The organism is Massilia sp. Root335, assembly GCF_001425685.1.
Lineage (GTDB): Bacteria > Pseudomonadota > Gammaproteobacteria > Burkholderiales > Burkholderiaceae_D > Telluria > Telluria luteola.
Window position 1 is genome coordinate 58904 of sequence record NZ_LMCY01000048.1, and the last position, 24857, is coordinate 83760.

Annotated in this window: 22 protein-coding genes; 9 read left to right on the forward strand and 13 right to left on the reverse strand. The window is 66.8% G+C overall.

The genetic code is table 11. The features are described 5' to 3' along the window. Positions 1–3: 3 nt before the first annotated feature. Genes ASC93_RS24120 through ASC93_RS24130 form a run of 3 tightly spaced genes read right to left on the reverse strand, consistent with a single transcriptional unit; the run spans position 4 to position 4945 of the window. Positions 4–2835: an ATP-binding protein gene (locus tag ASC93_RS24120; protein WP_056448630.1), complete on the reverse strand. Its 2832-nt coding sequence runs from the start codon at positions 2833–2835 to the stop codon at positions 4–6. A 9-nt stretch (positions 2836–2844) separates the two neighbouring features. Then, on the reverse strand, positions 2845–3567 hold the full coding sequence (locus ASC93_RS24125) for a hypothetical protein (protein ID WP_056448632.1): 723 nt from the start codon (positions 3565–3567) through the stop codon (positions 2845–2847). Beyond that, positions 3560–4945, reverse strand: a complete 1386-nt coding sequence (locus tag ASC93_RS24130) for a hypothetical protein (protein ID WP_056448635.1) — start codon at positions 4943–4945, stop codon at positions 3560–3562. The genes ASC93_RS24125 and ASC93_RS24130 overlap by 8 nt, the downstream gene beginning before the upstream one ends. Positions 4946–5353: 408 nt before the next feature. Between ASC93_RS24130 and ASC93_RS24135 the strand changes: the two genes are divergently transcribed. Beyond that, entirely contained in the window at positions 5354–5962 is a 609-nt protein-coding gene (locus tag ASC93_RS24135; RefSeq protein WP_056448639.1) for an FMN-dependent NADH-azoreductase, read from the forward strand. A 102-nt stretch (positions 5963–6064) separates the two neighbouring features. Here ASC93_RS24135 and ASC93_RS24140 read toward each other — a convergent pair whose 3' ends face one another. Further along, positions 6065–6727, reverse strand: a complete 663-nt coding sequence (locus ASC93_RS24140; protein WP_082548310.1) for a TetR/AcrR family transcriptional regulator — start codon at positions 6725–6727, stop codon at positions 6065–6067. A gap of 237 nt (positions 6728–6964) precedes the next feature. On the opposite strand from ASC93_RS24140, the gene ASC93_RS24145 reads away from it, so the two are divergent. Further along, entirely contained in the window at positions 6965–7930 is a 966-nt protein-coding gene (locus ASC93_RS24145; RefSeq protein ID WP_056448642.1) for an alpha/beta hydrolase fold domain-containing protein, read from the forward strand. A 63-nt stretch (positions 7931–7993) separates the two neighbouring features. Here the strand turns inward: ASC93_RS24145 and ASC93_RS24150 are convergent, their stop codons facing one another. Further along, positions 7994–8788, reverse strand: coding sequence for an SDR family NAD(P)-dependent oxidoreductase (locus tag ASC93_RS24150; RefSeq protein WP_056448645.1), 795 nt, complete (start codon positions 8786–8788; stop codon positions 7994–7996). Beyond that, on the reverse strand, positions 8778–9350 hold the full coding sequence (locus ASC93_RS24155) for an SRPBCC domain-containing protein (protein ID WP_229412863.1): 573 nt from the start codon (positions 9348–9350) through the stop codon (positions 8778–8780). Before ASC93_RS24155 ends, ASC93_RS24150 begins: the two co-directional genes overlap by 11 nt. Positions 9351–9552: 202 nt before the next feature. On the opposite strand from ASC93_RS24155, the gene ASC93_RS24160 reads away from it, so the two are divergent. From ASC93_RS24160 to ASC93_RS24170, 3 genes are all read left to right on the forward strand, one after another. Further along, complete coding sequence (locus ASC93_RS24160) at positions 9553–10473, forward strand: LysR family transcriptional regulator (protein WP_056448648.1); 921 nt, start codon at positions 9553–9555, stop codon at positions 10471–10473. A gap of 82 nt (positions 10474–10555) precedes the next feature. Then, positions 10556–11059, forward strand: coding sequence for an RES family NAD+ phosphorylase (locus tag ASC93_RS24165; protein WP_056448651.1), 504 nt, complete (start codon positions 10556–10558; stop codon positions 11057–11059). A gap of 106 nt (positions 11060–11165) precedes the next feature. Then, positions 11166–11600 (forward strand): carboxypeptidase regulatory-like domain-containing protein, encoded by a 435-nt coding sequence (locus ASC93_RS24170; protein WP_157202104.1) that lies wholly within the window; start codon positions 11166–11168, stop codon positions 11598–11600. A gap of 4 nt (positions 11601–11604) precedes the next feature. Here the strand turns inward: ASC93_RS24170 and ASC93_RS24175 are convergent, their stop codons facing one another. After that, a complete protein-coding gene (locus ASC93_RS24175; protein WP_056448657.1) occupies positions 11605–13062 on the reverse strand; it encodes a PLP-dependent aminotransferase family protein in 1458 nt (485 codons plus the stop codon). A gap of 89 nt (positions 13063–13151) precedes the next feature. Between ASC93_RS24175 and ASC93_RS24180 the strand changes: the two genes are divergently transcribed. Beyond that, a complete protein-coding gene (locus ASC93_RS24180; protein ID WP_056448659.1) occupies positions 13152–13790 on the forward strand; it encodes a pyridoxamine 5'-phosphate oxidase family protein in 639 nt (212 codons plus the stop codon). Here the strand turns inward: ASC93_RS24180 and ASC93_RS24185 are convergent. Both ASC93_RS24185 and ASC93_RS24190 read right to left on the reverse strand, forming a co-directional pair. Then, on the reverse strand, positions 13780–14550 hold the full coding sequence (locus ASC93_RS24185; protein WP_056448662.1) for a DUF3108 domain-containing protein: 771 nt from the start codon (positions 14548–14550) through the stop codon (positions 13780–13782). The genes ASC93_RS24180 and ASC93_RS24185 overlap by 11 nt on opposite strands. Before the next feature lies 1 nt (position 14551). Next, complete coding sequence (locus ASC93_RS24190) at positions 14552–15754, reverse strand: DUF3108 domain-containing protein (RefSeq protein WP_056448666.1); 1203 nt, start codon at positions 15752–15754, stop codon at positions 14552–14554. 110 nt (positions 15755–15864) lie between these two features. Here ASC93_RS24190 and ASC93_RS24195 point away from each other — a divergent pair, with 110 nt between their 5' ends. Then, entirely contained in the window at positions 15865–16632 is a 768-nt protein-coding gene (locus ASC93_RS24195; RefSeq protein WP_082548312.1) for a PhaM family polyhydroxyalkanoate granule multifunctional regulatory protein, read from the forward strand. Between the two features lie 95 nt (positions 16633–16727). Here the strand turns inward: ASC93_RS24195 and ASC93_RS24200 are convergent, their stop codons facing one another. Beyond that, the gene (locus ASC93_RS24200; RefSeq protein WP_056448672.1) at positions 16728–19172 is read right to left on the reverse strand and encodes a glycoside hydrolase family 2 TIM barrel-domain containing protein; all 2445 of its coding nucleotides are present in this window, start codon (positions 19170–19172) and stop codon (positions 16728–16730) included. Between the two features lie 28 nt (positions 19173–19200). Beyond that, positions 19201–20328 (reverse strand): acyltransferase, encoded by a 1128-nt coding sequence (locus tag ASC93_RS24205; RefSeq protein ID WP_162251946.1) that lies wholly within the window; start codon positions 20326–20328, stop codon positions 19201–19203. Between the two features lie 221 nt (positions 20329–20549). On the opposite strand from ASC93_RS24205, the gene ASC93_RS24210 reads away from it, so the two are divergent. After that, positions 20550–21629, forward strand: coding sequence for a sensor histidine kinase (locus tag ASC93_RS24210; RefSeq protein WP_162251947.1), 1080 nt, complete (start codon positions 20550–20552; stop codon positions 21627–21629). After that, on the forward strand, positions 21610–22365 hold the full coding sequence (locus tag ASC93_RS24215) for a LytTR family DNA-binding domain-containing protein (protein ID WP_056448683.1): 756 nt from the start codon (positions 21610–21612) through the stop codon (positions 22363–22365). Before ASC93_RS24210 ends, ASC93_RS24215 begins: the two co-directional genes overlap by 20 nt. 9 nt (positions 22366–22374) lie before the next feature. Here the strand turns inward: ASC93_RS24215 and ASC93_RS24220 are convergent, their stop codons facing one another. Together ASC93_RS24220 and ASC93_RS24225 are read right to left on the reverse strand one after the other, a co-directional pair. Further along, entirely contained in the window at positions 22375–24078 is a 1704-nt protein-coding gene (locus ASC93_RS24220) for a tetratricopeptide repeat-containing response regulator (RefSeq protein WP_056448686.1), read from the reverse strand. Next, positions 24075–24797, reverse strand: a complete 723-nt coding sequence (locus ASC93_RS24225) for a sensor histidine kinase KdpD (RefSeq protein ID WP_056448689.1) — start codon at positions 24795–24797, stop codon at positions 24075–24077. Before ASC93_RS24225 ends, ASC93_RS24220 begins: the two co-directional genes overlap by 4 nt. Positions 24798–24857 lie beyond the last annotated feature (60 nt).

Sequence of the window (24857 nt, forward strand, 5' to 3'; positions counted from 1 at the left end):
CGGTCAAGCCGCCTTCGCCTCCGGATCGCCCTGCTGCCTTCTCTGCAGCACGAAGATCGGCTGGGCCCACTGCACGTCCTTCTTCTTCTTGCTCGTGATGAGCGTGAGGTCGGACGGATCGTAGACGTCCGTGTTGTGCGTCAGCGGCGTCGTCATGAGGTATTGCGCATCGGTGTTCTTGAGGAATTCGCCGACCAGCTGGATGTTGCGGATGTCCAGGTGGGCGAACGGTTCGTCGATGAACACGAAGCCGCCGGACCCCTCTTCCGACTTCAGCAGGCCGATGAGCAGCACCAGCGATTTCATGACCTGCTGGCCGCCCGACGCCTCGCCGTCGTTCATGCCGATCTGGCCCTTGCCGTCGAACTTGAAACGCACGTGCAGGCCGGCCTGGGCCAGCTGCACGTCGTCGTTCTCCAGCCGGACCGGGTCGACCGACACGTCGATGTTCGCCAGCTCGCCCAGTTCGCGGATGTTCTTCGAATAGGTCTTGATCGTGTAGCGCAGGCGCTCGATGTACGCGCCGCGCGCGTTGTCCGTCGCCTCGATCGCGCGGTTGTTCTGGTAGCGGCGTTCTTCCGTCTCGACCTGGCGGCCGGACAGCTGGTCGTTCAGGCGCCCGTACTGGTCGATGACGGTCGGGTCCTGTTCCCAGTCGGGACGCGCCAGCGACGCGTCGAGGGAATTCATGCGCAGCTTGACCTGGTGCGCGTTCTGGTGCGTCGCGACGAGGGCCGCGCGCTGCTGCGTGCTGCGCCAGGCCTGCGGCACGTGGCGCCAGCCGCGGCGCAGGTTCAGGAGTTCGCGCGCATGTTCGCCGCGCTGCTCGATCACGCGGCGGTTGTTCAGGCGCATGCCCGCTTCCGCTTCCGACAGCGCCATGCGCGCGTTCTGCCAGACGGTGTCGGCACGCGTGCGCGTGACGGTCGCATTCTTGATCAAGACCTGCAGCTCGCCCAGGCGCGCGCCGACCTGCAGGCGCTCGGCCTTGAGCGGCTCCAGCGCGCGCGTGGCTTCCTCGAATTCGGCCTGGCGCGCGGACAGTTCCTTCGCCGCGTCCACGCCGGCGATGCGCACGCGCAGCGCCGACACTTCCGCCGCCAGCTTGCTGATCGCGAGCGTCAGCGTGTCTTCCTGCGCTTCCAGCGACGGCAGCGCCTTCTGGATGGCTTCCAGGCGCTGCGTCTTGCCGGCCGCGCCGAAGCGGTAGCGCGACGGCTCCACGAACAGCGAGCGGCCGCCGCGGCGTTCGCGGTGATACGCGTCCGGCGTGATCCATTCGTCGCCATCGCTCTTGAAACCGTCGTCGACGGAATTCACGCGCTCGATGCGTTCCAGCTGGTCGATCAGCCACGACGGCGCCTTGGAGGAAAAGCGCACGACCGACAGCAGCGTGTCGTCCTTGACCACCGGCGCGTCGACGCAGTCCGGCACGATGAAGTGGCGGTAACGCTCCTTCTCCGCCAGCTTGTAGGCCGCCGCCGCATCCTTCGCGCGTTCCAGCAGCACGACGGACGCATAGCCGCCCAGCACACCCTCGACGGCGCCCTGCCACTTCGGGTCCGTCACTTCGACGATGTCCGACAGCATGGCATGCGGGATGCCGGCATCGCGCAGCGCGCGGCGCATCTGGCGCTGGGCTTCCGGCTCGGGCATCGTGGTCTTGCCCTGCAGCGCGGAGATCGTCGCCAGCTCGCCCGCGATTCTCGTGGCCAGCGCCTCGCGCTCGGCCTTCTTCTTCGCGAGTTCCGCCTCTTTCGCCTCCAGCTGGGCGGCCACTTCCGCGATATCCGCGCCGGCGTCGGCCGCCAGTTTGTTCAGGCGTTCCTTTTGTTCGAGCAGGCTTTCCAGCGGCTTGAGTTTGGCGTTCACCTGCGTCAGGCGGCTCGCCAGCTCATTTGCTTCCTGTTCGAGCTTCACTTCCTGCTGCTGCGCTTCCGTCAGCGCGCGCTGCTGCGCCGCCAGCGCGTTGCGCTTTTCGGAGAGCAGGCCGTCGGCCTGCATCAGCGGCTTCTTCGCCTCACGCAGCGCGCGGCTGACGTTCGCGGCCTTTTCGCGCGCTTCGTGGTATTCGAGGCTCGGCAGCACTTCCTCGACGAGGGCGCGGCGTTCCTTGTTGAGGTCTTCCCACTGGTGGTAGTTCGCCACGCGCAGGCGCAGGCCTTCCAGGTTGATGCGCGAGGTTTCCAGTTCGGCCTCGAAGCGCTTCAGTTCCGACTCGGTGTCGCGCTGGTGGCGCTTCGCTTCGTCGTACGCGTCCAGCACTTCCTTGTCGCCGAACACCTGGAACACGAGGTCCAGCAACTGGCGCGGCGCGTATTCGCACAGTTTATCGGTCTCGCCCTGCTCCAGCGCGAGGACCTTCGACATCGCCGGCGACAGGCCGGCCGACGCGAGGCGCTTGCGGTAGTTCTCGACGCCGAGCCAGTCGGTGGCTTCGGTCACTTCCTCGATCTGGATATTCCCCGGTCGCATCAGGTACTGGCGCTTCCAGTCGCCGCCGTTCTTCTGCACCTGGCAGAACAGCGTGACCTCGTCGTCGCTGAAGAAGCCGGAGTGGCGGAACGGCCGGTTCGACAGCTGGCGGCCGGACGGCTTGTTGTCGACGACGGCGCGCAGCCAGGCGCTCTGCTGGCCCGAGTGGCGCGCGTAGTGCTTGTACGTGCGGCCCATCGAGCAATCGAGGCCGAACAGCGTGCGCAGCGCGTCGAGCAAGGTCGTCTTGCCGGAGCCGTTCTGGCCGGCGATGGTGATGATCTTGGCGTCGAGCGGGATGTTCTTGATGCGCTGCCAGTAGTCCCAGTGGACCAGCTCGAGTGATTTGATGTGGAACATGCGGGTCTCTTAAGCTTGGGGCGTGTCGGTGTCCGCGGCGGCGTCGATCGCTGCCGGCGGCTCGTCGTTGGCGGCTTCGCTGACGTGGCGGCGCGGTGCCGCGGCCAGCGGCGCGCGCTTGAACACGTCGGCCAGCGCGCCGTTGATGATGCGTTCCTTGAGCACGTCGGTGTCCATCAGGAGGTCCAGCAGCGGACCTTCGAGGATCACGTCGCCGCGGCGCTCGATGAAACCGAGCTTCGACAGCAGGCCCAGGTTCATGTCCATGCGCGTCTTCTTGCCCAGCTTGTCGCCGAAGTCGGCGAGCAGCGTCGTGTACGAGATGCCGATCGACGTGTCCTCGGCGCGCGGGATCGGATTGTCCTTGTCGAACATGTCGGACTGGTCGACGTCGATGGACTGGTGCGTCTCCTGGCGCTGGCGCTTGGGCAGGATGATCTGCGCCCACAGCACGACGAGCAGCGCCACGCCGTCGCGCGTGAGACCGAAATTATTGTTCTGCCAGATGTCCTTGGCGCCGAAGATCTTCGGTTCGACGTTGCGGTGCAGGGCCAGCGTGACGTGGTCGGCGTAGACGTTGTCGAGCAGCTTCAGGCCGCATTCGAGCAGGCGCTTGTCGATCTCGGCGCGGAACTGGTCGTCGGACAGCGCGCGCTTGACCATCTTGTCGTCGCGGCGCAGGGTCTGGTGCGTGAGCAGTCGCGCGATCAGGATTTGGGCGTCGTCATTCATCTTGCGTCTTGCTTTCCGGAGTACTCGGTAGGTCGAGGTTCAGTGAGAGGGTCGCGCGCGAGATGGCCGCGATGTGCGGGTCGTCCAGCGGCACCATTTCGTCGGCCGAGTCGAAGCGCACGGGCAGGCGCGCCAGTTCGGCGGTCGGGCCCTGCAGGTTCGCTTCGGCCGGGTCGCCCAGCAGCGGCAGCAGCGAGGCGCGGTACGACGCCACGGCAAAGCTGGCCGGCAGCAGCGATTCCTGGATCGGCACGCTCCGCGGCGCGCCCTCGGCCATGATGGGGAAGTTGTCCACGCTGGCGAAATCGGCGAGGCGGCGGATCCAGTCGTCCAGCTCCGCCTGCATCGCCGGGTTGTCGTTGATGGTCATCGCCGCGTCCTCGCCGTTCGGCAGCGCGCCCGGTGCCACGTTCACGACGCGCTCCATCATCAGTTCCGTCTCGGCCACGTCGATCATCTCGGCCGGCGTCGCGAACAGCGGCACCACCGGACGGTCGATCGCATCCTCGGCCAGGCCCGCGAGGTCGTCGTGCGCCAGCAGCCAGCGCTTGATGTCCGTCGTCGACAGGCCGGACTGGCCGAGGTGCACGCGCTGGCGCTCGATCTGGTTCAGCGCGCGCGAGAACATCCCCTGCATGTTCAGGAGCTGCGACTGGGCGCGGCCGATCGCCTGCGCGGCGCGGTGCGTGGCCGAATCGGCGCGCTCGTCGGACGTGATGGCGCGCAGGATCACGGAGCCCTTCTCGACCCAGTCGCACGCCATGTGCCACTTCGCCTGCGACGCGCGCAGGCGGAATTCGGAACCGGACGCGATGGCGTCGCGGAATTCCTCGTGCAGCTCGACGAGGCGGCCCAGCAGGTGCTTCAGCTGGTCGACGGTGACGCCGCCCACGGCCTGCGCGCCCGCCACCTGAGACAGCAGGAAGCCCATCTCGGCCTCGTCCTCTTCCGGCTTGCCCAGTGCCAGCAGGGTGTCGAGCGCGGCCAGCACGTTGCGCGCCAGCGGCGTGATGCGGTAGACGGCGGCCGGATTGTCCCACGCGAGCAGGCCGTGGCTGCGCAGGCGGCCCAGCACCGTTTCCAGGCTTTCCGGGATCAGGTAGGCGAACTTGGTGTTGATGTCGGCGCGCGAAAACGCCGAGTCCATCGTGTCCGACGCCAGTTCGCGCAGCACCAGCAGGCGCACGATGACGCCGTCCTGCGAGCCGTGGAACAGCGCCGTGAACGCCTGCAGCATGGGCTGTGCACGCTTGAGGTGGTACACCTGCTCGATCTCGTCCGGCGCCACGCCCTCCTGAAAGTGGGTCTGCAGCGGGTCGAGCTCTTCTTGCGCTGGGGATAGTGAGTCGGCGGCGGTTGCGGCCAGGTTGTCGATCATCGTAAGGCTTACCAGTCTGCTGTCGCGCGCGGCCTTCTGGGCCACGGGCGCGGGGGCGTCAGTATAACAGTTAAGGCTTGGCAACTAACACGGAAACGCCCGTCACGTTTTCGCAACTTATGAAAACGACAACAAAATGGCATCGGATTTCGTTCCATAAATGCAACAAGGAAGCTGGCGCCGCGCCGCGAACTTGACCCGCCGGATCGCGCTGGAGGTCGCCGGACACGCCGTTCCGGATCGACCGGCCCCGTGCGTCCGGCCATCCGGCCGTCCAGCATGCCGTCACTCATCTCAAAAACAGATACTTGGCATCTCAATATGCCGTCTTTTCAGAAAAGCCGGGATGATCCACCATGCGCTGCATCCGCATTCGCTGCCCCGTCCCACGTTTGAAAAGGAAATGCCATGCAACTGCTTCACCTCGACTCCAGCGTATTGGGCGCTGACTCGGTCAGCCGTCAACTGTCGGCGGAAATCGTCGCTCGTCTTCGAACCTTGTATCCGGGTATCCGCGTGGTGTCTCACGATCTTGCCGCCAACCCCGTAGCGCATCTGTCCGGTGCACATATGGCCGTACGCTACGGGGCAGTGAGCGAGGACCCCGCCTTGAATGCCGATCTGGTCAAGGGTGACTCGTATCTGGAAGAACTGCTTGCCTGCGACATCCTCGTCCTGGGTGTGCCCATGTATAACTTTTCGATTCCGACCTCGCTCAAGGCGTGGATCGACCGCGTTGCGGTGGCGGGCAAGACGTTCCGCTATACCGAGGCCGGCCCGGAAGGACTCCTGCAAGGCAAGCGCGCATTCATCGCTTCCGCGCGGGGCAGTGTATATCCGCCCGACAGCATGTTCGCCGCAAACGACCACCAGGAATCCTACCTCACCGCGCTTCTGCGATTCCTCGGCATGGAAGACATCGAGATCGTGCGCGCCGAAGGGATCGCCTTCGGTCCGGAAGCCAGGGCGGCGGCGGTCACGCAAGCGCTGGCAAGCATTGCGGCGATCGCGGCCTGACGGACCGGCAGCCGATCATCGCAACCCTGCTCACGATTGGCTCAGGCAACGTCGGCACCGGCGCGCCACGCTTGAAGAACGCCAGGCCGATGCGGAAATGCGCTAGCCCTGCGTGGACACGTCGTTGGCCTTCCTGGTACGCGCCGACGCGCGCGAAGAACTGCCTGCGGGGCGCGCACCGTCGAGTACCTGGGTAACGAGTGCATCCCCGTAGGCTTGCGTCAGCGGCGCGTGGCGCAGTAAATGTCTGAAATACAGGGGGCCGAAGATCGCATCGATCAATAACTGCGCATCGATCGACGCGTCGAACTCTCCATTCCGCTTCCCCTCCTCGATATCCGCCGCCGTCGCAGTTCTGCGAGCATTGATGTGTTGGTCCACCAGTTCGCCCAGGATTTCCGGTTCGCTTTGACCCTCGGCAATCAAATCTGCCATGACCTTGCCGAACAAGCCATTGAATTCATGGATGAGACGACGGACTTTCGTGCGGATGGCTTGTTCGGCGGTCGTGGACGTCGGCATGTCGGTCACCACTGCGACCCGCTCATGGAATACGGCAAACACGAGTGCGGCCTTGGAGGGCCACCATTTATAGAGGGTGGGCTTGCCGACCTTGGCACGTTTGGCAATCGCTTCCATGGTCAGGTCGCGCACCGAAGTCTCCTGCAACAGTTCGAAGACGGCATTCAGGATCACAGCATGCGAGTGCGCGGAGGCACTGCGCGGACGGCCTCGCAACGCTCGGGTGGGCTCAATGGTAGACATGCCCCCATTTTAGTTTTGTCAGAACGATCCGCAAAGAAGTTAGTGGCACCAGCCCACAGGACGCCCGGTCCGGTCCATGAACCCGCTCGAAAAACGTAGCACCGGGCAGAGCCGGCAGACCGTCGTGGGCGAGCAAGGCGTTGACCCTCGCGTCATTTATGATTACATTACGTTCAGTTAAATAAATTAACGACGCCATTTCTTGCCTTCCCAACTCGACACTCTCGGAGATATGCCATGGTCTTTTCCAAAAATTCTTCTCTTGTTGCCTCTTGGGCAACGATTCATCCCCTGACATCGGCGGATGCCGTCGTCATGACCGGCTTGCGTGAGATGGTTCTTCCAATGAAGGGCAAGATGCGTGGTGTCGCCGCGCGTGCTCCCTTCGATGCCATCATGAGCCGCGTCCAGGCGCCGGCCGATGTCACGGTCGAGGCCGACGACGTCGGCGGTGTGGCTGGCTGGTGGTGCCGTCCTGCGAATACCCGCGTCGATGAGGTGATCCTTCATTTGCACGGAGGTTGGTACAACTGGGGATCGGCGCAAGCCTTTCGCGGGCTGGTCGCGCACATCGCTGCGAGTGCCGGTGCCGCGGCCTTCATTCCCGACTACCGGCTGGCACCGGAGAGTCCGTTTCCGGCGGCAGCCGACGACGTGCAAGCCTGCTACGAGGGGCTGTTCCAGCGTGGCGCAAGTCGCGTGGCGATCGTCGGCGATTCAGCGGGCGGCGGTCTGGCGCTCGGTCTCCTGGCATGGGCAAGTTCGACCGCGCGCATGGGTCGTTCGCTTCCGGTGGCCGCGGTCGTGTTGTCTCCGGTGACCGACCTTGCCCTGTCTGGCGAGAGCTGGAATTCACGAGCGGATGCGGACCCCTACTTTGCCCGTGCCCAGGTCGAAGCCCTGGTCGAGTCATACCTGAATGAGCAGGCCGGCACCGATCCGCTCGCGTCACCGCTGTACGGAGACCTGCAAGGTTTGCCGCCGGTTCGCGTACATGTGGGCAACGACGAAGTGCTGTTGGACGATGCTTGTCGCTACGTTGCGCGTGCCGTTGCGGCTGGTGTCGACGCAAAACTGGATGTGTGGGAAGGCATGCCACACGGATTCCTGTCCACTGCCGGCCGAACCGACGCAGCGACCAGCGCGCTCGAGGCAATCGGTCACTTCCTTGCCTTACGCCTGTCGGCCGAGCCCGGTCGTTAATTCGACGGTGCGCCCGCCGGCGTTCGCCGGCTGGCAGTTTCGTGAGTGCGCGGATCGCGACGCTCAGGGGATCGAGCGAATGACCCCGCCGTCGACGCGCAGTGCGGCGCCGCTCGTACCGGCAGCCTGCTCCGAGCAGACGTAAATCACCATGTTCGCGACTTCCTCGGTCGTCGTGAACCGGTTGATCAGCGTCGTCGGGCGCATCGTCTTCAGGAAGTCCTGCTCCGCTTCCTCCTGGGTGATGCCCTGCTCCCCGGCGGTCGCCTTCATCCAGTTACCCAGGATCTCGGATCGGGTCGGTCCGGGCAACACCGCGTTGACGGTGACGCCCGTCCCGCCGACCAGCTCTGCCAGCCCCCTCGATACGGCGAGCTGTGCTGTCTTCGTCATGCCGTAGTCGATCATCTCCTTGGGAATCGCTACCCCGGACTCGCTGCTGATGAAGACGACCCGCCCCCAGCCGCGCTTGACCATCCCGGGCACATAGTGCCGTGCGGCGCGCACGCCGCTCATGACATTCAGCTGGAACAGGTCCAGCCACTCGCTGTCCTTCTGTTCGAAGAAGCCATTGAGGTGGGCCGTGCCGACGTTGTTGACCAGAATGTCGGCATCCTTCACCCGAGCCACGAGTTCTGCGGATCCCTCCGCCGTCGAGAGATCGGCGACCACGCCCGTAAAGTCCGCCCCGGGGAACGCCGCACGCAGCGCATGCAACGTTGCCGCGACCCGCTCTTCCGTGCGTCCATTGATGACGACCGCTGCGCCTGCGCGCGCAAGCCCTTCGGCGATCGCGCGGCCGATGCCTGCCGTCGATCCGGTAACGATGGCCTTGCGACCGTTAAGTTCAATCTTCATGCTGTTTTTCTCCAATAGTGTGTGAGTCAGGCGAGCCATCTGCCGATCCGGACTGAATGCGCCAGCCGGCTTTCGTTGCCGCCGCTTCCGCTGCGCGGGCAAGGCGTTCGACCCAGTCCTGGTGATAGCGGTACAGCCCGCCGGGATGCCGGTGTCCGAGCAGGTCGAGGAACCAGGGACCTTGTTGCGTCTCCTCCGTCAGCACGTGACACCCTTCGTCCGTAGAAGTGATGACCCAGCCGTGGTAGGCGCTGGAACCGGTCTCGTCGCCGTCGACCGTCGTAGCCCACGCGAGCCTGTGGTTGGGCACGTACTCGGTCACGACGAGGCTCATCGGAAAGCCGACCGTCACGCGGCTGTATTTTGTGCCGAGCGCCAGTTCCTTCTCACCGGTCAGGATCCTGCCCCGATCTTCGGCAGGAAAGTAGCTCGACCAATTCTCCGCGTCGACGAGCAGCTTCCACACGACGTCGGGCGGCGCTTTCACGTCGATGTCGTTGAGCGCGTAGATGGCGGATGTTTTCGGATCAAAACGCTCGGGCCAGATGACATGGTCGTACATCGCTCACGCCTCTTTCCTGAACAGGTCTTGAAACATCCCGACGTTGCCGGTGCCGCTGATGGAGTAAGTCATGATGCTTCCTTGAATGACGTTGATGAATTGCGGGGCCTCCGCCATGCGAATGATGGCGGTCGATATGTATTTTGAAAATAGAGTATATTTAGATGCAACCCATCTATTTTGGAGATGGAAGGACACGTGAATGCTTGATGGCGTCTCTCTGGACCAGCTCAGGACCTTCATCGCCGCCGTGGATGAGGGCAGCTTCTCGGCCGCGGCCCGGAAGCTCAACCGCGTTCAATCGGCGGTGAGCGGCTGGGTCGGCGGACTGGAAGACCAGGTCGGCGTCAAGCTGTTTGACCGCTCGGGCCGGTTCCCGAAGCTCACGCCGGAGGGTGTGCTGTTGCTCGCGGACGCCCGCAACATCGTGGCAGGGGTGGACACGCTGAAGGCCCGCGCCAAGCTCATGAATTCAGGCGTCGAGGCTGAACTCTCGGTCGTCGTCGATGTGTTCTTTCCGACCTCCATTGTCAGCGCCGTCGCGAAAGCGTTCGCGCGCCAGTTTCCATTGACGCCGCTGCGCCTCTTCGTGGAGGGCCTGGGCGCTGCCTATCTGCCCGTCCTGGACGGCCGGTGCAGCCTGGGCATCCTGACGCCGCTGCCCCAGACGTTTCCTTCACTGGTGAGCGAGCGACTCGGCGACGTGCCGTTGGTTGCGGTCGCTTCAGCATGCCACCCGCTCGCGAGCTTCAGCCAGCGGATACCGCGGCGCGAGTTGGCGAAACATGTACAACTTGTGCTCACCGACAGGTCCCCTCTCACTGTCGGCAGGGACTTCGGCGTCGCGTCGCCGTCGACCTGGCGTCTGGCGGACCTGTCGACCAAATATGCGTTCCTCAAGGACTGCGTCGGTTGGGGAGGCATGCCCTTGCACATGGTCGAGAAAGACATCGCCGAAGGCACGCTGGTCGTGCTGGATGTGGATGACATGCCGCGCACAGGGTTCATGCTGACGATGTCCGCATTTCACCAGCCTTCGCACCCGCCCGGGCCCGCAGGCAAATGGTTCGTCGACCATCTGAAGTCCTTGTGGGAGCAGGACGATGTCGTTCGGATGCCGTAGGCGGGCAGTCCCGTCGTGCTGGGTGACCGCATCGGGCGCGTAGCCGACACGCCGATGAACACGTGCGATGAAGGAGAAACCGATGACAAGTCCCCGCGCCAGCAATGATGCCAACGCGCCGTTCACGAAAATCGATGGTGTCTTTTATCGCGCCGTCGATCCGGCCTACCGGGACGGCGCGCTGTCCGGTTCCAGGTATCCCGGCCGCTACTCCAGCGCGGTGCAGCCCACGCTCTACCTGAGCGCATCGCGCGACGGGGTGGCGGCTGCAATGGAGGCGCACAGGGACAACCGTAGCGGCCACCTGGAGATCGTCAGCATGCACGTCGCGGCCGACCGGATTTGCGATCTGCGCAATGCGTCGGCGCTGGCGGCCATGGGAATCAGACTCGAGGATGCCGTCGCACCCTGGCAAGAGGTCGTTGCGGCGGGGGGCACCCCGAGGTCATGGTCGGTGCGCGACCGTCTGGAGGCACTTGGCGCACAAGGGCTGGTCGATCCCTCCAGAAAGGCACCGGGCCTGTGGCACCTGGTTCTGTTTTCCTGGAACCGGGACGACTCTCCCACGGTCCATGTGATTGGCTGATGTCGCCACGCCTTGTATGTCGCGCAGAAATTGACGGGCCTGTGCTATGGTCCAGTTCATCGACGGACCGGGCAGCCGGTCCGGCCGGCAACCGAGGAGAACAGCCATGCAACGAGCACTGATGAGCGCGGCCATGGTCGTGGCCGTTGCGTTGACATCGACCGCCGCCCTGGCGGCACCCACCCCGCACCAGCAGAACGGCATCACCTACATCAACGGCGGCATCGGCGAGGAAGAACAGGACGCGATGAAAGCCCAGCGCGCCGACTACAACCTGCTGCTGACCTTCGCGACGCAGCAGAGCGGCGCCTACCGGTCCGACGTCCAGCTCGACATCCTGGACACCAAGGGCACGAACCTGCTGAGCGTGGCGAGTACCGGTCCGATGTTCTTCGCCAAGCTCCCGCCGGGCACCTACCACATCAGCGCGGCGGCCGAGGGCAAGACGTTCAAGCGCACCGTCAAGGTCGGCAACGCGCCCAGGGAAATGATCCTGCACTGGGAGAACGACAATCCGGACGATCCGGGACCGCAGGACTGAGAACCTACCGGATCGCGCCCGCCAGCCGCAGCACGAGTTCATCCATCCGCTCGGCCGGCACCTGGGCATAGCCGAGCAGCAGCCCGTTGCACGGCGGCCCGCCCGGCAGCGCATGGGTCGACAACGCATTCACCACGATGCCCTGTTCCCGCGCGCGGCGCACGATCTCCACGTCCGCCGGCCCCCCGGCGGGCAGGCGCAAGGCCAGGTGCATGCCGGCCGACGCGCCCTCCACGACGGCGCGATCGCCCAGGTGCCGGTCCAGCGCCTCGACCAGCGCGTCGCGCCGCTGGCGGTACAGGCGGCGCATGCGGCGCAGGTGCAGCGCGAACTCGCCGCTGCGCAGGAATCCGGCCAGCGCCAGCTGCTCCGCCGTGCGCCCCGCGGCCGACGACTGCGCGCGCATGGCCGCCAGCGGCAACGCCAGGCTGGCCGGCACGACGAGGAAACCGATCCTCAGCGCCGGGAACATCGTCTTGCTGAACGTGCCGCAGTACAGCACGGGCGCATCCGGCACCAGGCCCTGCATGGCCGCCAGCGGCGGGCCCTCGTGGCGGAATTCGCTGTCGTAGTCGTCCTCGACGATCAGCGCGCCGGCGGCACGCGCCCCGGCGATCAGGGCCATGCGCCGCGCCGGCGACATCACCACGCCGGCCGGATACTGGTGCGACGGCGTCGTGTAGATCAGCCGGGGGCGGCGCCGGGTCCAATCCGGCGCGGTGGGCGCCATGCCTTCGGCGTCGACGGCGATGCCCTCGACGACGAGACCCGCGCCGCGGAACGCGGCCAGCGCGCCGCCGTAGCCAGGGTGCTCGATCCAGGCCGTGTCGCCCGCGTCGGCGCAGGCGTGCGCGCACAGGTCGAGGCTCGATTGCGTGCCGTCCGTGATGAACACCTGGCCCGCCTCGCACACGACGCCGCGCGAGGCGCGCAGGTAGTCCGCGATCGCGGTGCGCAGCGCGGGCTCGCCGGCCGGGTCGCCGTAGTTCAGCTGCGCCGCCGACAGGCCGCGCCAGGCGCGGTCCAGCAGGCGGCGCCACTGCGCGAGTGGAAAGGCGCGCAGGTCCGGCACGCCGGGCGTGAACGGCAGCCCGTCGCCGGGACTGCCGTGCACGGCCCGCAGGTTCCGGGCACGGCGCGCGAGGCCCGCCTGCGGCACGTCGGCGGCACGGCGCCGCGGCGCGGGCGCGATGCCTGCGACCACCGTCCCGCGCCGGTCCGGGATCACGAACCCTTCGCAGGCCAGCTGCTCGTACGCATACAGCACCGTGTTGCGGGCGATGCCCAGTTCCTGCGCCAGCGCGCGCGTGGCCAGCAGGCGCGTGCCGGCCGCCAGCGTGCCGTCGCGGATGGCCGTGCGCAGGCATTCGTGCAGCAGGCGCTGGCGCGGCCAGGGGTGGCCAGGCAAGCCATGGCGGGCGTGGTCGCGGGCGAAGGCGTCCAGCAGCAGCGCGTAATCCATCGTGGCTCCATGAAATCGTGCGGCCCTGGACCTGTTCCTGGAGCCATCCCGGCCATTATAGTGCGGCTTCCACCCCTACTTTCGAGGCCATGAACACTGCTCCTTCCCTCCGCACCCAGGTCAAGCGCGGCGCGCCCAAGGCGTCCTACGATCCCGCCCTGCTGCACGCCATCGTCGATGCCGCCTACATCTGCCAGATCGCCTTCGCCGACGCGCACGGCGTGCACTGCATCCCCACCGCCTGCTGGCGCAGCGGCGACCATCTGTACATCCACGGGTCGAACGGCAGCCGCATGCTGCAGCGCCTGACGGAGCAGGATTGCTGCGTGACGATCACGCACCTGGACGGCCTCGTGCTGGCACGTTCCGCCTTCAGCCACACGATGAACTACCGCAGCGCGATGGTCTATGGCCGCTTCGAGGTCGTCGGCGAGGCCGCCAAGCGGCAGGCACTGGAAGATTTCATGGAGCACCTGGTGCCGGGCCGCCAGGCCCTGGTGCGCTCCGGGAACGACAAGGAGTACGCCGCCACGACCGCGCTGCGCATTTCCCTCGCCGAGGCGGTGTGCAAGGTCCGCAGCGGCCCGCCGTCCGACGACGAGGAAGACATGGGCATCGCCACCTGGGCCGGCGTGCTGCCTCTCGCGCAGGTACGCGGGACGCCCGTGCCGGACCCGCAGTGCGCGCTGCCGGCACCGGACCACGTGCGCGACTGGGTTACTTCTTGACGATCTTTTCCAGCGTCTGCTCGACGTAATCGCGGTCGTTGTCGGTGAAGCGCAGCTTGACGGGATACCACTCGTGGCCCGGCGCCAGCCAGATGTCGAGGGTCTGGTCCTTGGAGCCGGGCGGCGGCGCGCGCATCACGTGGACGGCATCCACTTCACCGAGCGACGCGCCGGCCTGGACCTTTTCACGGCCGACGACGCGGAAGGTCCACGGGTCGGCGTCGTGCGGACCGATGACGAAGAACTGCCATTCCGAACCCGGCCTGAACTTGTCCTTCGCGGCGCGCGCGATCGCCACCAGTTGCCACGAGACCGACACGCGATCCTGCTCGCCGCCCTTGATCGGGTAGGTCTTGTCGCCGTCGCTGAAGGTGATGGTCTTGTCGCCGCGGTCGAAGGTGGCCGTCGTCGGGTCCTTGCGGAAGCGCTTGTCGTAGTACTCGGTCGGCGCGAGGCCCCAGTTGTCGACGACGCCCGTGCTGCGGTTTTCCGTCAGCTTGCCCAGCAGCGCCACGCGCGACTCGGCGTTGACCGAATACTTGCCGTCGTTCGCGCGCCAGGTGAGCGTCGCCTCGCCGTTCAGGTTGAAGCCGCGCTGGCGCGCGCCGATGGAATAGCTCAGGTCGGCCGACGGGGGCAGGTCGAACGGGCGCTTGACGGCCGGGTGCTCCTCCGCCGCGCCGGCCACGCCGCCCGCCGTCGCCAGCGAGACCGTTACCGCGACGATGCCCGCGCCTGCCAGTTTCAATACATTCTTCATATCAGCTTCCTGCTTGTTTGATCACGATATTGTGCACGGTCTGGGTCGTCACAGCCCCGCTCGCCTCGGTGTTGCGGATCTGTACCGGATACCAGCCATAGCCCGGCGCCAGCCACAATTCCAGGCGCGAATTGTACGAGCCGGGCTTGGGTGGCCGCACGAGATGCCACGTGGCGATGCGGCCCAGCGGCGTGTCGATCTGTTCCTGGCCGGCCACCGTAAACGTAAAAACGCTGGCGTCGCGGTCTTCGCCGACAAGGATGTCGATATTTCCCGACAATTGTTTCGGATCGCCGCGCGCGATGGCCGCCAGTTGCAGCGGCACGCTGGCCTTGTCTTGCGCGCCCGGCACCAGCGGGTACTTCGCGGCCGATGCCGAAAACGTCAGCGTGCCGTCCGGGCGATTGAAATGCGTCGCCGTCATGGCGCGCCCGCGCCGCTTCTCCGTCATCAGGGTGGGGACGAATCCTTCGTCGCCCACCGTGCCCTCGCTGGTGAGGGTGAGCAGGTTCACGTGCGCGAACATGATGCGGATGCCCGCCTCGACCTGGACGCGATAACCGGACGACGTCACCCGCCACGACAGCAATGCGTCGCCGCTCCACTTCGTGCCGTTCGCGTCGGTGCGCGCGACGTCGAGCGTGATGTCGGCCGACGGCGGCATGTCGACCTTGTAGCGGCGCGCTTCCGGCGCGGCCGGCGGCTTCGGTACCGCGTCCGCCCGGGCCTGCGCCCCCGTGCCCTGGGGTGCCGCCTGCCGCGATTGTACGGTGCCCGCACCGGCGGCGGCGCCGTCCTGGCCCGTTTGCCGTCCCGCGGCGTCCGTGGCCGCGATTCCGTCGGGTTGCGGCGTCAATGCGGGCGGCGCGCTGGCCGCGGTGCCGTCGGGTATCCCTTGCGCCGGCGCGGCGGCTTCCGGGCCGGGCGGCGGCGGCATGGGGATCACGGGCTCCGGCACCACCTCGGGCACGGGCGGTGGATCGAGCGCGGGCTGCGGCGGCGGCACGGGCGGCAGCGGACGGGGCCGCGGCGCCTCGACCAGCTCGGCCGTCAGCGGCGCGCGCGCCATGCGCGCGGAACGGTCGGGCACGCGGCCCAACTGGCCGGCGAACCAGACGAATACGAGCACGTGCAGCAGGATCGTGAGCACGCCCAACGCCAGTTGCCGGCGGCGGCCGTGGTTCTTGGCGTATGCGGTACTCATCCGCGTAGTGTAGCCGGTCCGCCCGGCGCACGCGTGCCCGCCCCTGCATCCGCATCTATATCCGCTCTTATTTATCTGTTACGCTAGCGGCGACCAATTAGGAGACCACCATGCTGAAACCCTCCGCCCCCATGCCCGGCATGACGGACACCCTGGACTTCGTCAAGAACCTGTGGGGATCGATGCATATCCCCGGCGCCGGCCTGCCCGGCATGCCGGGCATGGCCACGCCCCCGATGTCGACCGACGACCTGGACAAGCGCATCGCCGACCTCAAGGCGGTCGAGTCCTGGCTGAACCTGAACCTCACGATGCTGCGCGGGACCATCCAGGCCCTGGAGGTGCAGCGCGGCACGCTGGCGACCCTGAAGTCGATGGGCGCCTCGATGGCCGAGGCGATGCGCCAGTCCGGCGTCAGCGCGGACAAGATGGCGGCCACACCGTTCGCGTCCTTCTTCGGCGCCCCCGGCCAGGGCGGTGGCGGCGCGAAGGCGGCACCCGCCGCGGGCGCCGCGAAACCGGTTGCGCCGGCACCGGCCGCGCCGGGCGCGGGCAACGCGAGCGGCACGGGCGGCGGCACGGCACAGCCGGGCACGGCAGCACCGCAAGGGGCCGCCGCGCCGGATGCGCAGAACAACCCGGCGGCGATGGCGATGCCTGCCGCCGTCGCCTGGTGGAACATGCTGCAAGAGCAATTTACGCAAGCGGTCGCCAGTGCGATGACGCCGGCTGCGGCTTCGGCGGCCGCGCCCGCCGCCGAGAGACCGAAAACGGATGCGCCCAAGGAAGTGCCGCAGGCGGGACCGGCGGCACCGAACAGCGCCAACGGCGCGAACGGCAAGACGCGCGCGAGCCGTCCCAAGGCCGACAAAACCTGACGCCGGCAACCCCGGTTCGCCCATGCCGCCCGGCGGGTCGCCTGGCGGCACGCTGAACACGGCCGCGTGCGGCACGTCGGGCAGGCGCGATACGGTCAGCGCGCCAGCACGTCGAGCCGCAGCCGCTGGACGGGCATGCCCTCGGCGGCGATGTCCACGAACACGGGACCTGCCGTGGCACCGGCCCGGATCGCCGCCACCGCCCTGCCGTGGAAAGTCGAACGCTCTCCCGATTGCAGGCTCGATGCGTCCATCGGATTGCCGTTCCCGAGCCCGGCCAGCACGCCGGCCCCGGTCACGCTGACCTTCACCTTGCGGTCGCCGTTCCGTGCGTAGACGGGCACGCCATCGCGGTCGACGAGTTCCGCCGTCACATAGGCCAGGTCCGCGCCATTGGCCGTCAGCTGCGTGCGGTCGACGGCGACCTTGACCATGGCCGGCTCGCCCGCCGTGCGCAATTCCCACCGGCCGGCGGCCTTGCCGTCCTGGTAGCCGACGGCCACCAGGCGGCCCGGCGCATAGGGCACGGTGAACGTGGCCTTGTATTCGCTGTCGACACCGACCGGCTTGCGCCCCAGGCTTGTGCCGTTGAGGAAAAGCTCGACGTCGGGGAATTCCGAATACACGACTACCTGGAGCGGCTTGCCCTCCTGCCCCGTCCACGACCAGCTGGGATGCACATCGTCCAGCGACCAGTCGTTATGCGGCTGTACGATGGGGTACAGGTGGCGGTCCGGCAAGTCCTCGGTGCCCGCCGGTTGCGCCACGAAGGCCGAGATCGGATCGATGCCCGTCTTCCACAGCACCTCGCGATAATAGGCCGCCGGCCGCTTGCGCCCGGTCGCATCGATTTCCCCGCAATAGGCCAGGTGCCAGGGATACGGCCCCAGGGTCTGCCAGTCCTGCGTATAGCCCATCCAGCCGATGCCGGACTCGCCCAGGTAATCGAACGCGGTCCAGACGAAATCGCCGATCACCCACGGCATGGTCTCAACCGGACGCCAGTAGGTAAAGGCGTCCTTGGACAGCGATTCGGACGTGTACATCACGCGCGCCGGGAACTGCTTGTGGTCGTGCGCGAACAAATGGGGCATGTAGTTGTAGCCGCCCACGTCGAGCTCGGCGTACTGGCCGGCGATCCCGGGCGCCTCGCTGCTCACGGCCTGCGTCACGGGCCGGGTCGGATCGAGGCGGCGGACCCGCTCGGCCAGCCGGCGCGCGATCTGCGCGCCCTCCGGCGTGCCCTGCTCCGGGATCTCGTTGCCGATGCTCCAGAACAGCACGCTGGGGTGGTTGCGGCCGCCGATCACCATGCTGTCCACATCCTGCTGCCAATTGCTGTCGAAGAAACGCGCGTAGTCGGCGGCGCGCTTGCTCTTGCGCCACATGTCGAACGCTTCGTCGATCACGAGCATGCCCAGTTCATCGGCCGCATCCAGCGTCGCCTGGCTGGCGGGATTGTGTGCGCTGCGGATGGCGTTGTAGCCCGCGGCCTTCAGCAAGGCGACCTTGCGCGCGTCCGCGTCGGGAAATCCGGCGGCGCCGATCATGTAATTGTCGTGATGGATATTCCCGCCGCGCAGCACGACCTTCTCGCCATTGATGCGCAGGCCGTGCGCCGCGTCCACCGTGATGGTGCGGATGCCGAAGCGGGTACGCCGTACGTCGGTCACGACGCCGTCGATCCGCACCTCCTGGCGCAGCGTGTAGAGCTGCGGCGAGGACGGCCCCCACAGCCTGGGATGGTCCACCGCGAGGGCTTGCCGGGCGTGCGCCTCGCCGTGGGCCGGCACCAGGTAGCGCCGGCTGGCCTGGGCGACGACCGTGCTGCCGTCGACGCTGGTCACCGCCGTCACCAGCTCCACCCGTTGCGGCCTGGCCCGGCCGTTGCGGACGGTGGCCTGGACATCGAGCTCCGCCCGCTGCGCGCTGGCGGTCCGGGTCGATACCGCGGACCCGCCGGGGTCGAGATGCACCGGATCGAGCAGCTCGAGCGTCACCGGACGGATCAGGCCGGAACCCGCATACCAGCGCGAGGAAGGATCGGGGTGGCGGGCCCGCACCACGATGACGTTGTCGCCGGCCCGCACCTTGCCCGTCAGGTCGACGCTGAATGCCGTGTAGCCATAGCGATGTTGTCCGACGTGGGCGCCGTTCAGCCAGATGTCGGCGTCCATGTACACGGCCTCGAAGTCGAGCAGCACGACGCGCGCGGCATCGGCCGCGCTCAGGTCGACGTGGCGCCGATACCAGCCGGTGCCGCCGGCCAGGTAGCCGGAATCCTGGCCCGCCGTCGCGGCGCGGTCGAACGGCGGCGTGCCGTCGGCCTTGTCCATGATGGACCAGTCGTGCGGCACCACGACCTTGCGCCATGCGCCATCGTCGAAATCGGGGCGCTCGGCGCCCTGGACCTCGCCGCCCATGAAACGCCAGTCCAGCGTCAGGCTGCGCTCCGCTGCATCGGCCCCGCCCGCGGCCGCGGCCAGCGCCAGCATCAGCGCCACGGGCAGGCGGCGGACGGCTCTCTTCAGTATCGACATGCGGTTCCTGCTCCTAAAATGAATGACGTCACACGTTCGCTTGCGCCGCGCCGGCGGGAACACGGACGGGATCGGCGTATTTCCGGGTCAGCCAGGCGCGCACCGGCTTGTCGAACCAGCGCAGCAAGGCATAGGCCAGGATCACGATGCCCACCTGGACGCCCGCCGCCACGAGGCCGAGCCGCATGGGCGCGGGATGGGTGCTCCAGTTCCAGTGCGCGAACACGTAGACGAAGCCGTAGTGGATGATGTAGACGGGATAGGACAGCTCGCCCATGAACCGGCACAGTGCGCCGGTCGCACCTTGCGTCCTGGTCACACCCGCGCCGGCGGCCAGCACCAGCGGGAACACGACGATGACGCAGCCGGCTTCGAACAAGCCGTTGTAGCGCCCCATGAGCGGCGCGACGAAGACCGCCACCAGCACCAGCGACAGCAGCACGAACGGCTGCGGCACCGACAGGCGCAACCGCAAGCGGTACACGAGCAGCCCCGTCAGGAACGGACAGGCGAGGCGCACCGGGGCGACCCAGAAGTCGGCCCATCCCCAGCCATGGCCGAGATCGTTGAAATGGCAGGCCGTCCAGGCAAGGACGGCGGCGCTCGCCACGCACAGCCCGACGTGCAGGCGGCGGGTCAGTTTGTGTCCGAAGAAGCCGTACAGCACGTTGGCGATGTATTCCTGGAACAGCGTCCAGGACGGACCGTTCAGTGAATGCGTCTCGCCGAAGCTGTTCGGCACGTTCGGCGTCGGCAGCAGGAACAGGCTCAGTGCGATCGTCCCGGCCAGCGTCGCGAGGGATATCTTTTCGCCGATGCGCTGGGTGTCGCCGACGAACGGATCGAGCAGGTAGGCCGTCACGCCGATGGCCAGTCCGGCCAGCGCCATCGGGTGCAGGCGGATCAGGCGCCGCCGGAAGAAACCCGGCAAGGTGAGCGCATCCTGGGCGCCGGCCGCAAGCCGCGCGTCATAGGCGTGGCCGAGGACGAATCCGGACAGGGCGAAAAAGAAGTCGACCGCCAGGAACGTGTGCCGCATGGGATTGTGCGCCGCATCGGGCACCAGCATTTCCCAGAAATGGAACATCAGGACGCAAAACGCGGCGGTACCGCGCAGGCCGTCGAGAACCTCGTAGTGAGATTTGGAAGGGGGCATCGAATCGGGTCTCCGTAGTTGAAATCGCACGGCCGACGGTCCGCTCTGGCGGCGGTGAAGTATTGACGATCGGACGGCTGCGGTAGAATGCCTAATTGCAAGTGCGCCTTGCAACGGCCTTGTGACAGTCCGGATCATGCTGTTGCAGGGCGGTTGACCGGCACCGTCAGCCGGGCAGCCGCCGCCAGCGCGATGCACGCCCCAGAATGGATCATCGGCCAGTGAAACCTCGACACACACGCATCGTCGCCGCCGCCATGGCGTGGACCGCCATCGGCGGCGTTTTCGCACTGCCGGACATCTTGCGCGGCGGCGGCTACAACGCCCTCTTTTCCATCATCATCAACTGGTGGTTATGGGGCGCGCTGACACCGCTGATCAAAAGCCTGGACGACCGCCTGTCCGCGACGTTCAAGCGCCCCGTGCAACTGCTGGCGGCGCACGCGGCATGCGGCCTGCCGGTCACGGTGCTGTACGTCGCGGCGGCCGCGGCGCTGGAAGACTGCCTCGGCCTCCTCCCGTGGAATCCCTGGACCGAGCCGATTGGCCTGCTCGACTGGCTCTATTGGGCGCTGCTGGTGTACTGCATCATCCTGGGCGCGCTGACCGGCTTGCGCTACTACCGGCGCGCACTCGTCGACGAATTGCAGATCGAGCGCCTGAAGCGCGGCTTTCTCGAAGCCCAGCTGAACGCGCTGCGTACCCAGCTCGATCCCCATTTCCTGTTCAACACGCTGAACGGCATTTCCGCCTGCGTCGAGCACGAGCCCAGGCTGGCACGCAAGATGATCGAGCACCTGGGCGACCTGCTGCGTTTTTCGCTGGATACGAGGAACCGGCAGGAAGTGGCCCTGGCCGACGAACTTGCGTTCCTGGAACATTACTTCGCGCTGCACCGGGTGCGATTCGGCGAACGGCTCTCGATCGCGGTGTCCGTCATGCCGGAGGTGAAGCACGCGCGCATCCCGTCCCTGCTGCTGCAACCCCTGGTGGAAAACGCGATCGAGCACGGCATCGCGCAGCGCGTTTCCGGCGGGCGCGTCACCGTGTCGGCGCGCCGCGTCGACGACCGGGTCGAGATCCGCGTGATCGACGACGGCGTCGGCCTGCCGCCCGGCTGGACGATGGCGCGCGCGCAAGGCGTGGGCATCAGCGTGACGCGCGACCGCCTGCTGGCGATGTACCCGTCCGGCGCCAGCACGTTCCACGTGATGCCGCACGCGGACGGCGGCACCGAGGCGAACATCGTCCTGCCCCTGGCCCTGATGAGAGAGGACATGCATGCACGCCCCATTGGCTAAGCCGCTGAAGGTACTCGTGGTCGACGACGAGGCGCTGGCGCGGCGGCGCCTCGTCGACCTGCTGGGCAAGATGGCCGACGTCGCCGAGGTGCTCGAAGCCGCCGATGGTCAGGCCGCGGTGCACATGCTGGACAGCCGGCATCCCGACCTGGTCTTCCTGGACATGCAGATGCCCGGGCCGTCCGGCCTGGACGTCGTCGCTGCCGTCGGCGCCGGGCGCATGCCCGTCACCGTGTTCGTCACCGCCCATGACCAGTACGCGATCCGTGCCTTCGAGGCCGATGCGCTCGACTATCTGCTCAAGCCGTTCAGCGACGAGCGCTTCGAGGCCGCCATGCAGCGGGTCCGCAGGCGGCTGGAAGAACGCCGCCCGCCGCCCGCACCCGTCGAGGAGCCGGCACGGTGGGACCGGCTGGTGGTGAAATGCGCGGGCGCCACCCATTTCGTGAAGACCACCGACATCGACTGGATCGAAGCCGTCGGCGTGTACGTCAACCTGTACATCGGCGGCAAGGCGATGCTGTACCGCGCACCGATCCATCTGCTGGCCGACAAGCTCGATCCGGCCCATTTCGTCCGCATCCACCGCTCGGCCATCGTCAATCTCGAGAGCATCCTGCGCCTGGAACCGATCTCGCACGGCGAGTTCGACGTGGTGCTGAAGCACGGCGGGCGCACCAAGGTCAGCCGGACATTCCGCAGCCAGCTGGAAAAGCGGCTGGGCCAGGCGCTGTAGGGACGCTCCCTACGCCACCTCGGCGATCGTCCCGCTCGTCGCGCCGCCTTCGGCCGCCGGCTGCAACTGCGCCAGCTGCTCGATCAACTGGGCGAAGCGCTGCTGCCCCGGCAGCAGCCGGTCGACGTGGTGCAGCACGTCGTAGGCCTCGGCCGACATGGCGCCGTCGTAGCCGTGCTGCTGCAGGTACGAGACGAGGATCTGGGCCGCGTTGAACAAAATACGCTGGTTGTTCGGCACCTTCTTGCGCGCCTGCCGCATCCACTCGACCGCATCCTTGAGCTTGCCCGTCTTCCACAGCAGCACGCCCTGGTTCATCAGGTCGGTCGCTTCCTTCTTCGAGGCGCGAATGAGGTCCTGGCCCTCGTCGCCGAGGCGCGCCTTGTCGAAGATTTGCTGCACTTCGTCGAGCAGCAGCGGGTTGTCGTGGTTGTTGCGGATTACGTAGCACAGCAGCTCGACCGGCGCATCCTTCACGCCCACCGCGAACAGCAGCGTCGCCAGTTCCAGGCAGGTCGGGATGTCGGGCCTGTCCTCGGTCGCGTTCAGCAGGGCCTCCAGCTCGTCGCCGGCCTTGCGCGCGCGCCGGTAGTCGCCGCTCTCGTGATAGACGAGGCCCTCGGTGATCTTGGAACGCAGGGCGATGTCCGGATAGTCGGCGGCGAATTCGCGCTGGACCTGCAGCAGCAGTTGCAGCGCTTCCTTCGCATCGTTCTTCTGGCCGCACACGCGCGCCAGGCCGAGGTAGGCGTCGGGCGTCTTGAGGATCGAATACTCGCCGATCGCGATGCATTTGCGGAAGGCCTTTTCGGCCATCTGCACATTGCCCACCTTGAGCGCCACGTTGCCGAGGTTGCGCTGGCGCGGCACGGAGTTCGGCGACAGCCTGGCGGCCCGTTCGAGGATCGCGCAGGACTCCTCCAGCTTGCCGAGGTTCTGGTAGGCCAGCGCGAGCTGGTCGTAGGCGTCGATGTAGTAGCGGTTTTCGGCGATCACGCTCTGGAAGGATTGGCGCGCCTGTTCGAATTCGCCGTTGGCCATGCGGATCTTGGCGATGCCGGCGCGCGCCCACTGGTACTCGCGCTGCTCCAGCACGCGCTCGTACACCTCGCGCGCCTTGGCCGGCTCGCCGCTCTTTTCCATCAGCTTCGCCTTCATGCGCAGCAGGTCGAGTTCGTGCGCCTTGTGCGCCTCCATCGCCGCGTCGCACATGCGCGCCGCGCGCAGGTAGTCCTTCTCGGCATAGGCCTGGTCGATGAGGCGGAAGATCTGCTTCTTGTGCCACACGCGGTTCAGGCGCGTGAGCAGCACGCCTTCCGTGATCGGCTTGATCAGGTAGGCGTCCGGCTGGTGCTCGGCCGCGCCCATCACGGATTCCACGCTCTTTTCGGCCGATACCATCAGCCACACGGTGCTCGGGTTCACGAGGTTGCGCACGCGCGCTTCCTCCAGCACCTGCTGGCCGTTCTTGCCGTCGCCGAGGTTGTAGTCGCACAGGACGACGTCGTAGCGGATGCGCGTCAGCAGGCCCATCGCCTCGCCGCCGGACGACGCCTGGTCGATGTTCTTCGCGCCCAGGCTGCGCAGGCTTTCGCGCAGCAGCTGGCGCACGCCGACGAAGTCGTCGACGATCAGGTAGTTCTTGTCGGCCCAGCCGATCTCGCCCACGGTCTTGGCCGGAGCGTTCGCGGGCACATTGGCAGGCGCGTTCATGGCAGGTTCAGGATGAAGCAGCCGCCGCCGTAGCGGCCGCCGTTCTCGAGGCGCAGCAGGCCGCGCCGCTCGCGGTGGCGGTGCATCTTCGCGACCTCGCTCGAAAAATACAGGCCCAGTCCCGCGCTGTTGGTCAGGAAGTTCATGCCGCCCGCCGTGTCGCGCGTCGCGATCGCGCCGGCTTTCAGCAGCGCCGGCGGATAACCGGGCCCGTTGTCCTCCACGCGCAGTTCGAGCCAGCCGTCGTCGGTCGCGCGGATCACCAGGCGCACCGTGTCGCACGTGTAGTGGATGGCGTTGTTGATCGCATGCGACAGCACGCCCACGATCAGGTCTTCGTCGAAATGCCAGACGAGTGCCGGATCGTAGTCCAGCTCCAGCTTGATGCCGCGCGACGTCAGCAGCACGCGCTCCAGCGCCACCACCTGGTCGACCAGCTGGCCCAGTTCGAGCGGCTGCACGTCGAACGGATACGCGGGCGTGCCCACCTGCTTGTACAGCGCGAGCAGCTGCATCAGGTTGTCGTTCAGGCGCTTGGTCTGGTACAGCATGTGCGCCATCTGCGTGTACTCGGGGTCCGTCTGCGCCGATGCCTGCGAAGAATGCGCGACCAGCAGCCGCTCCAGCGTCCCGGACAGGACGCTGATCGAATTCTTCATGTCGTGCGCGGTCGAGGCGAGAAACAGGGACAGCTCGGGCGCGTCGGGTGTGTCGTCCATGTCCGGTTCATGTGTAAAATGTTGCTTTGCACACATTATACCTTTGAAACTTTCGGTTTC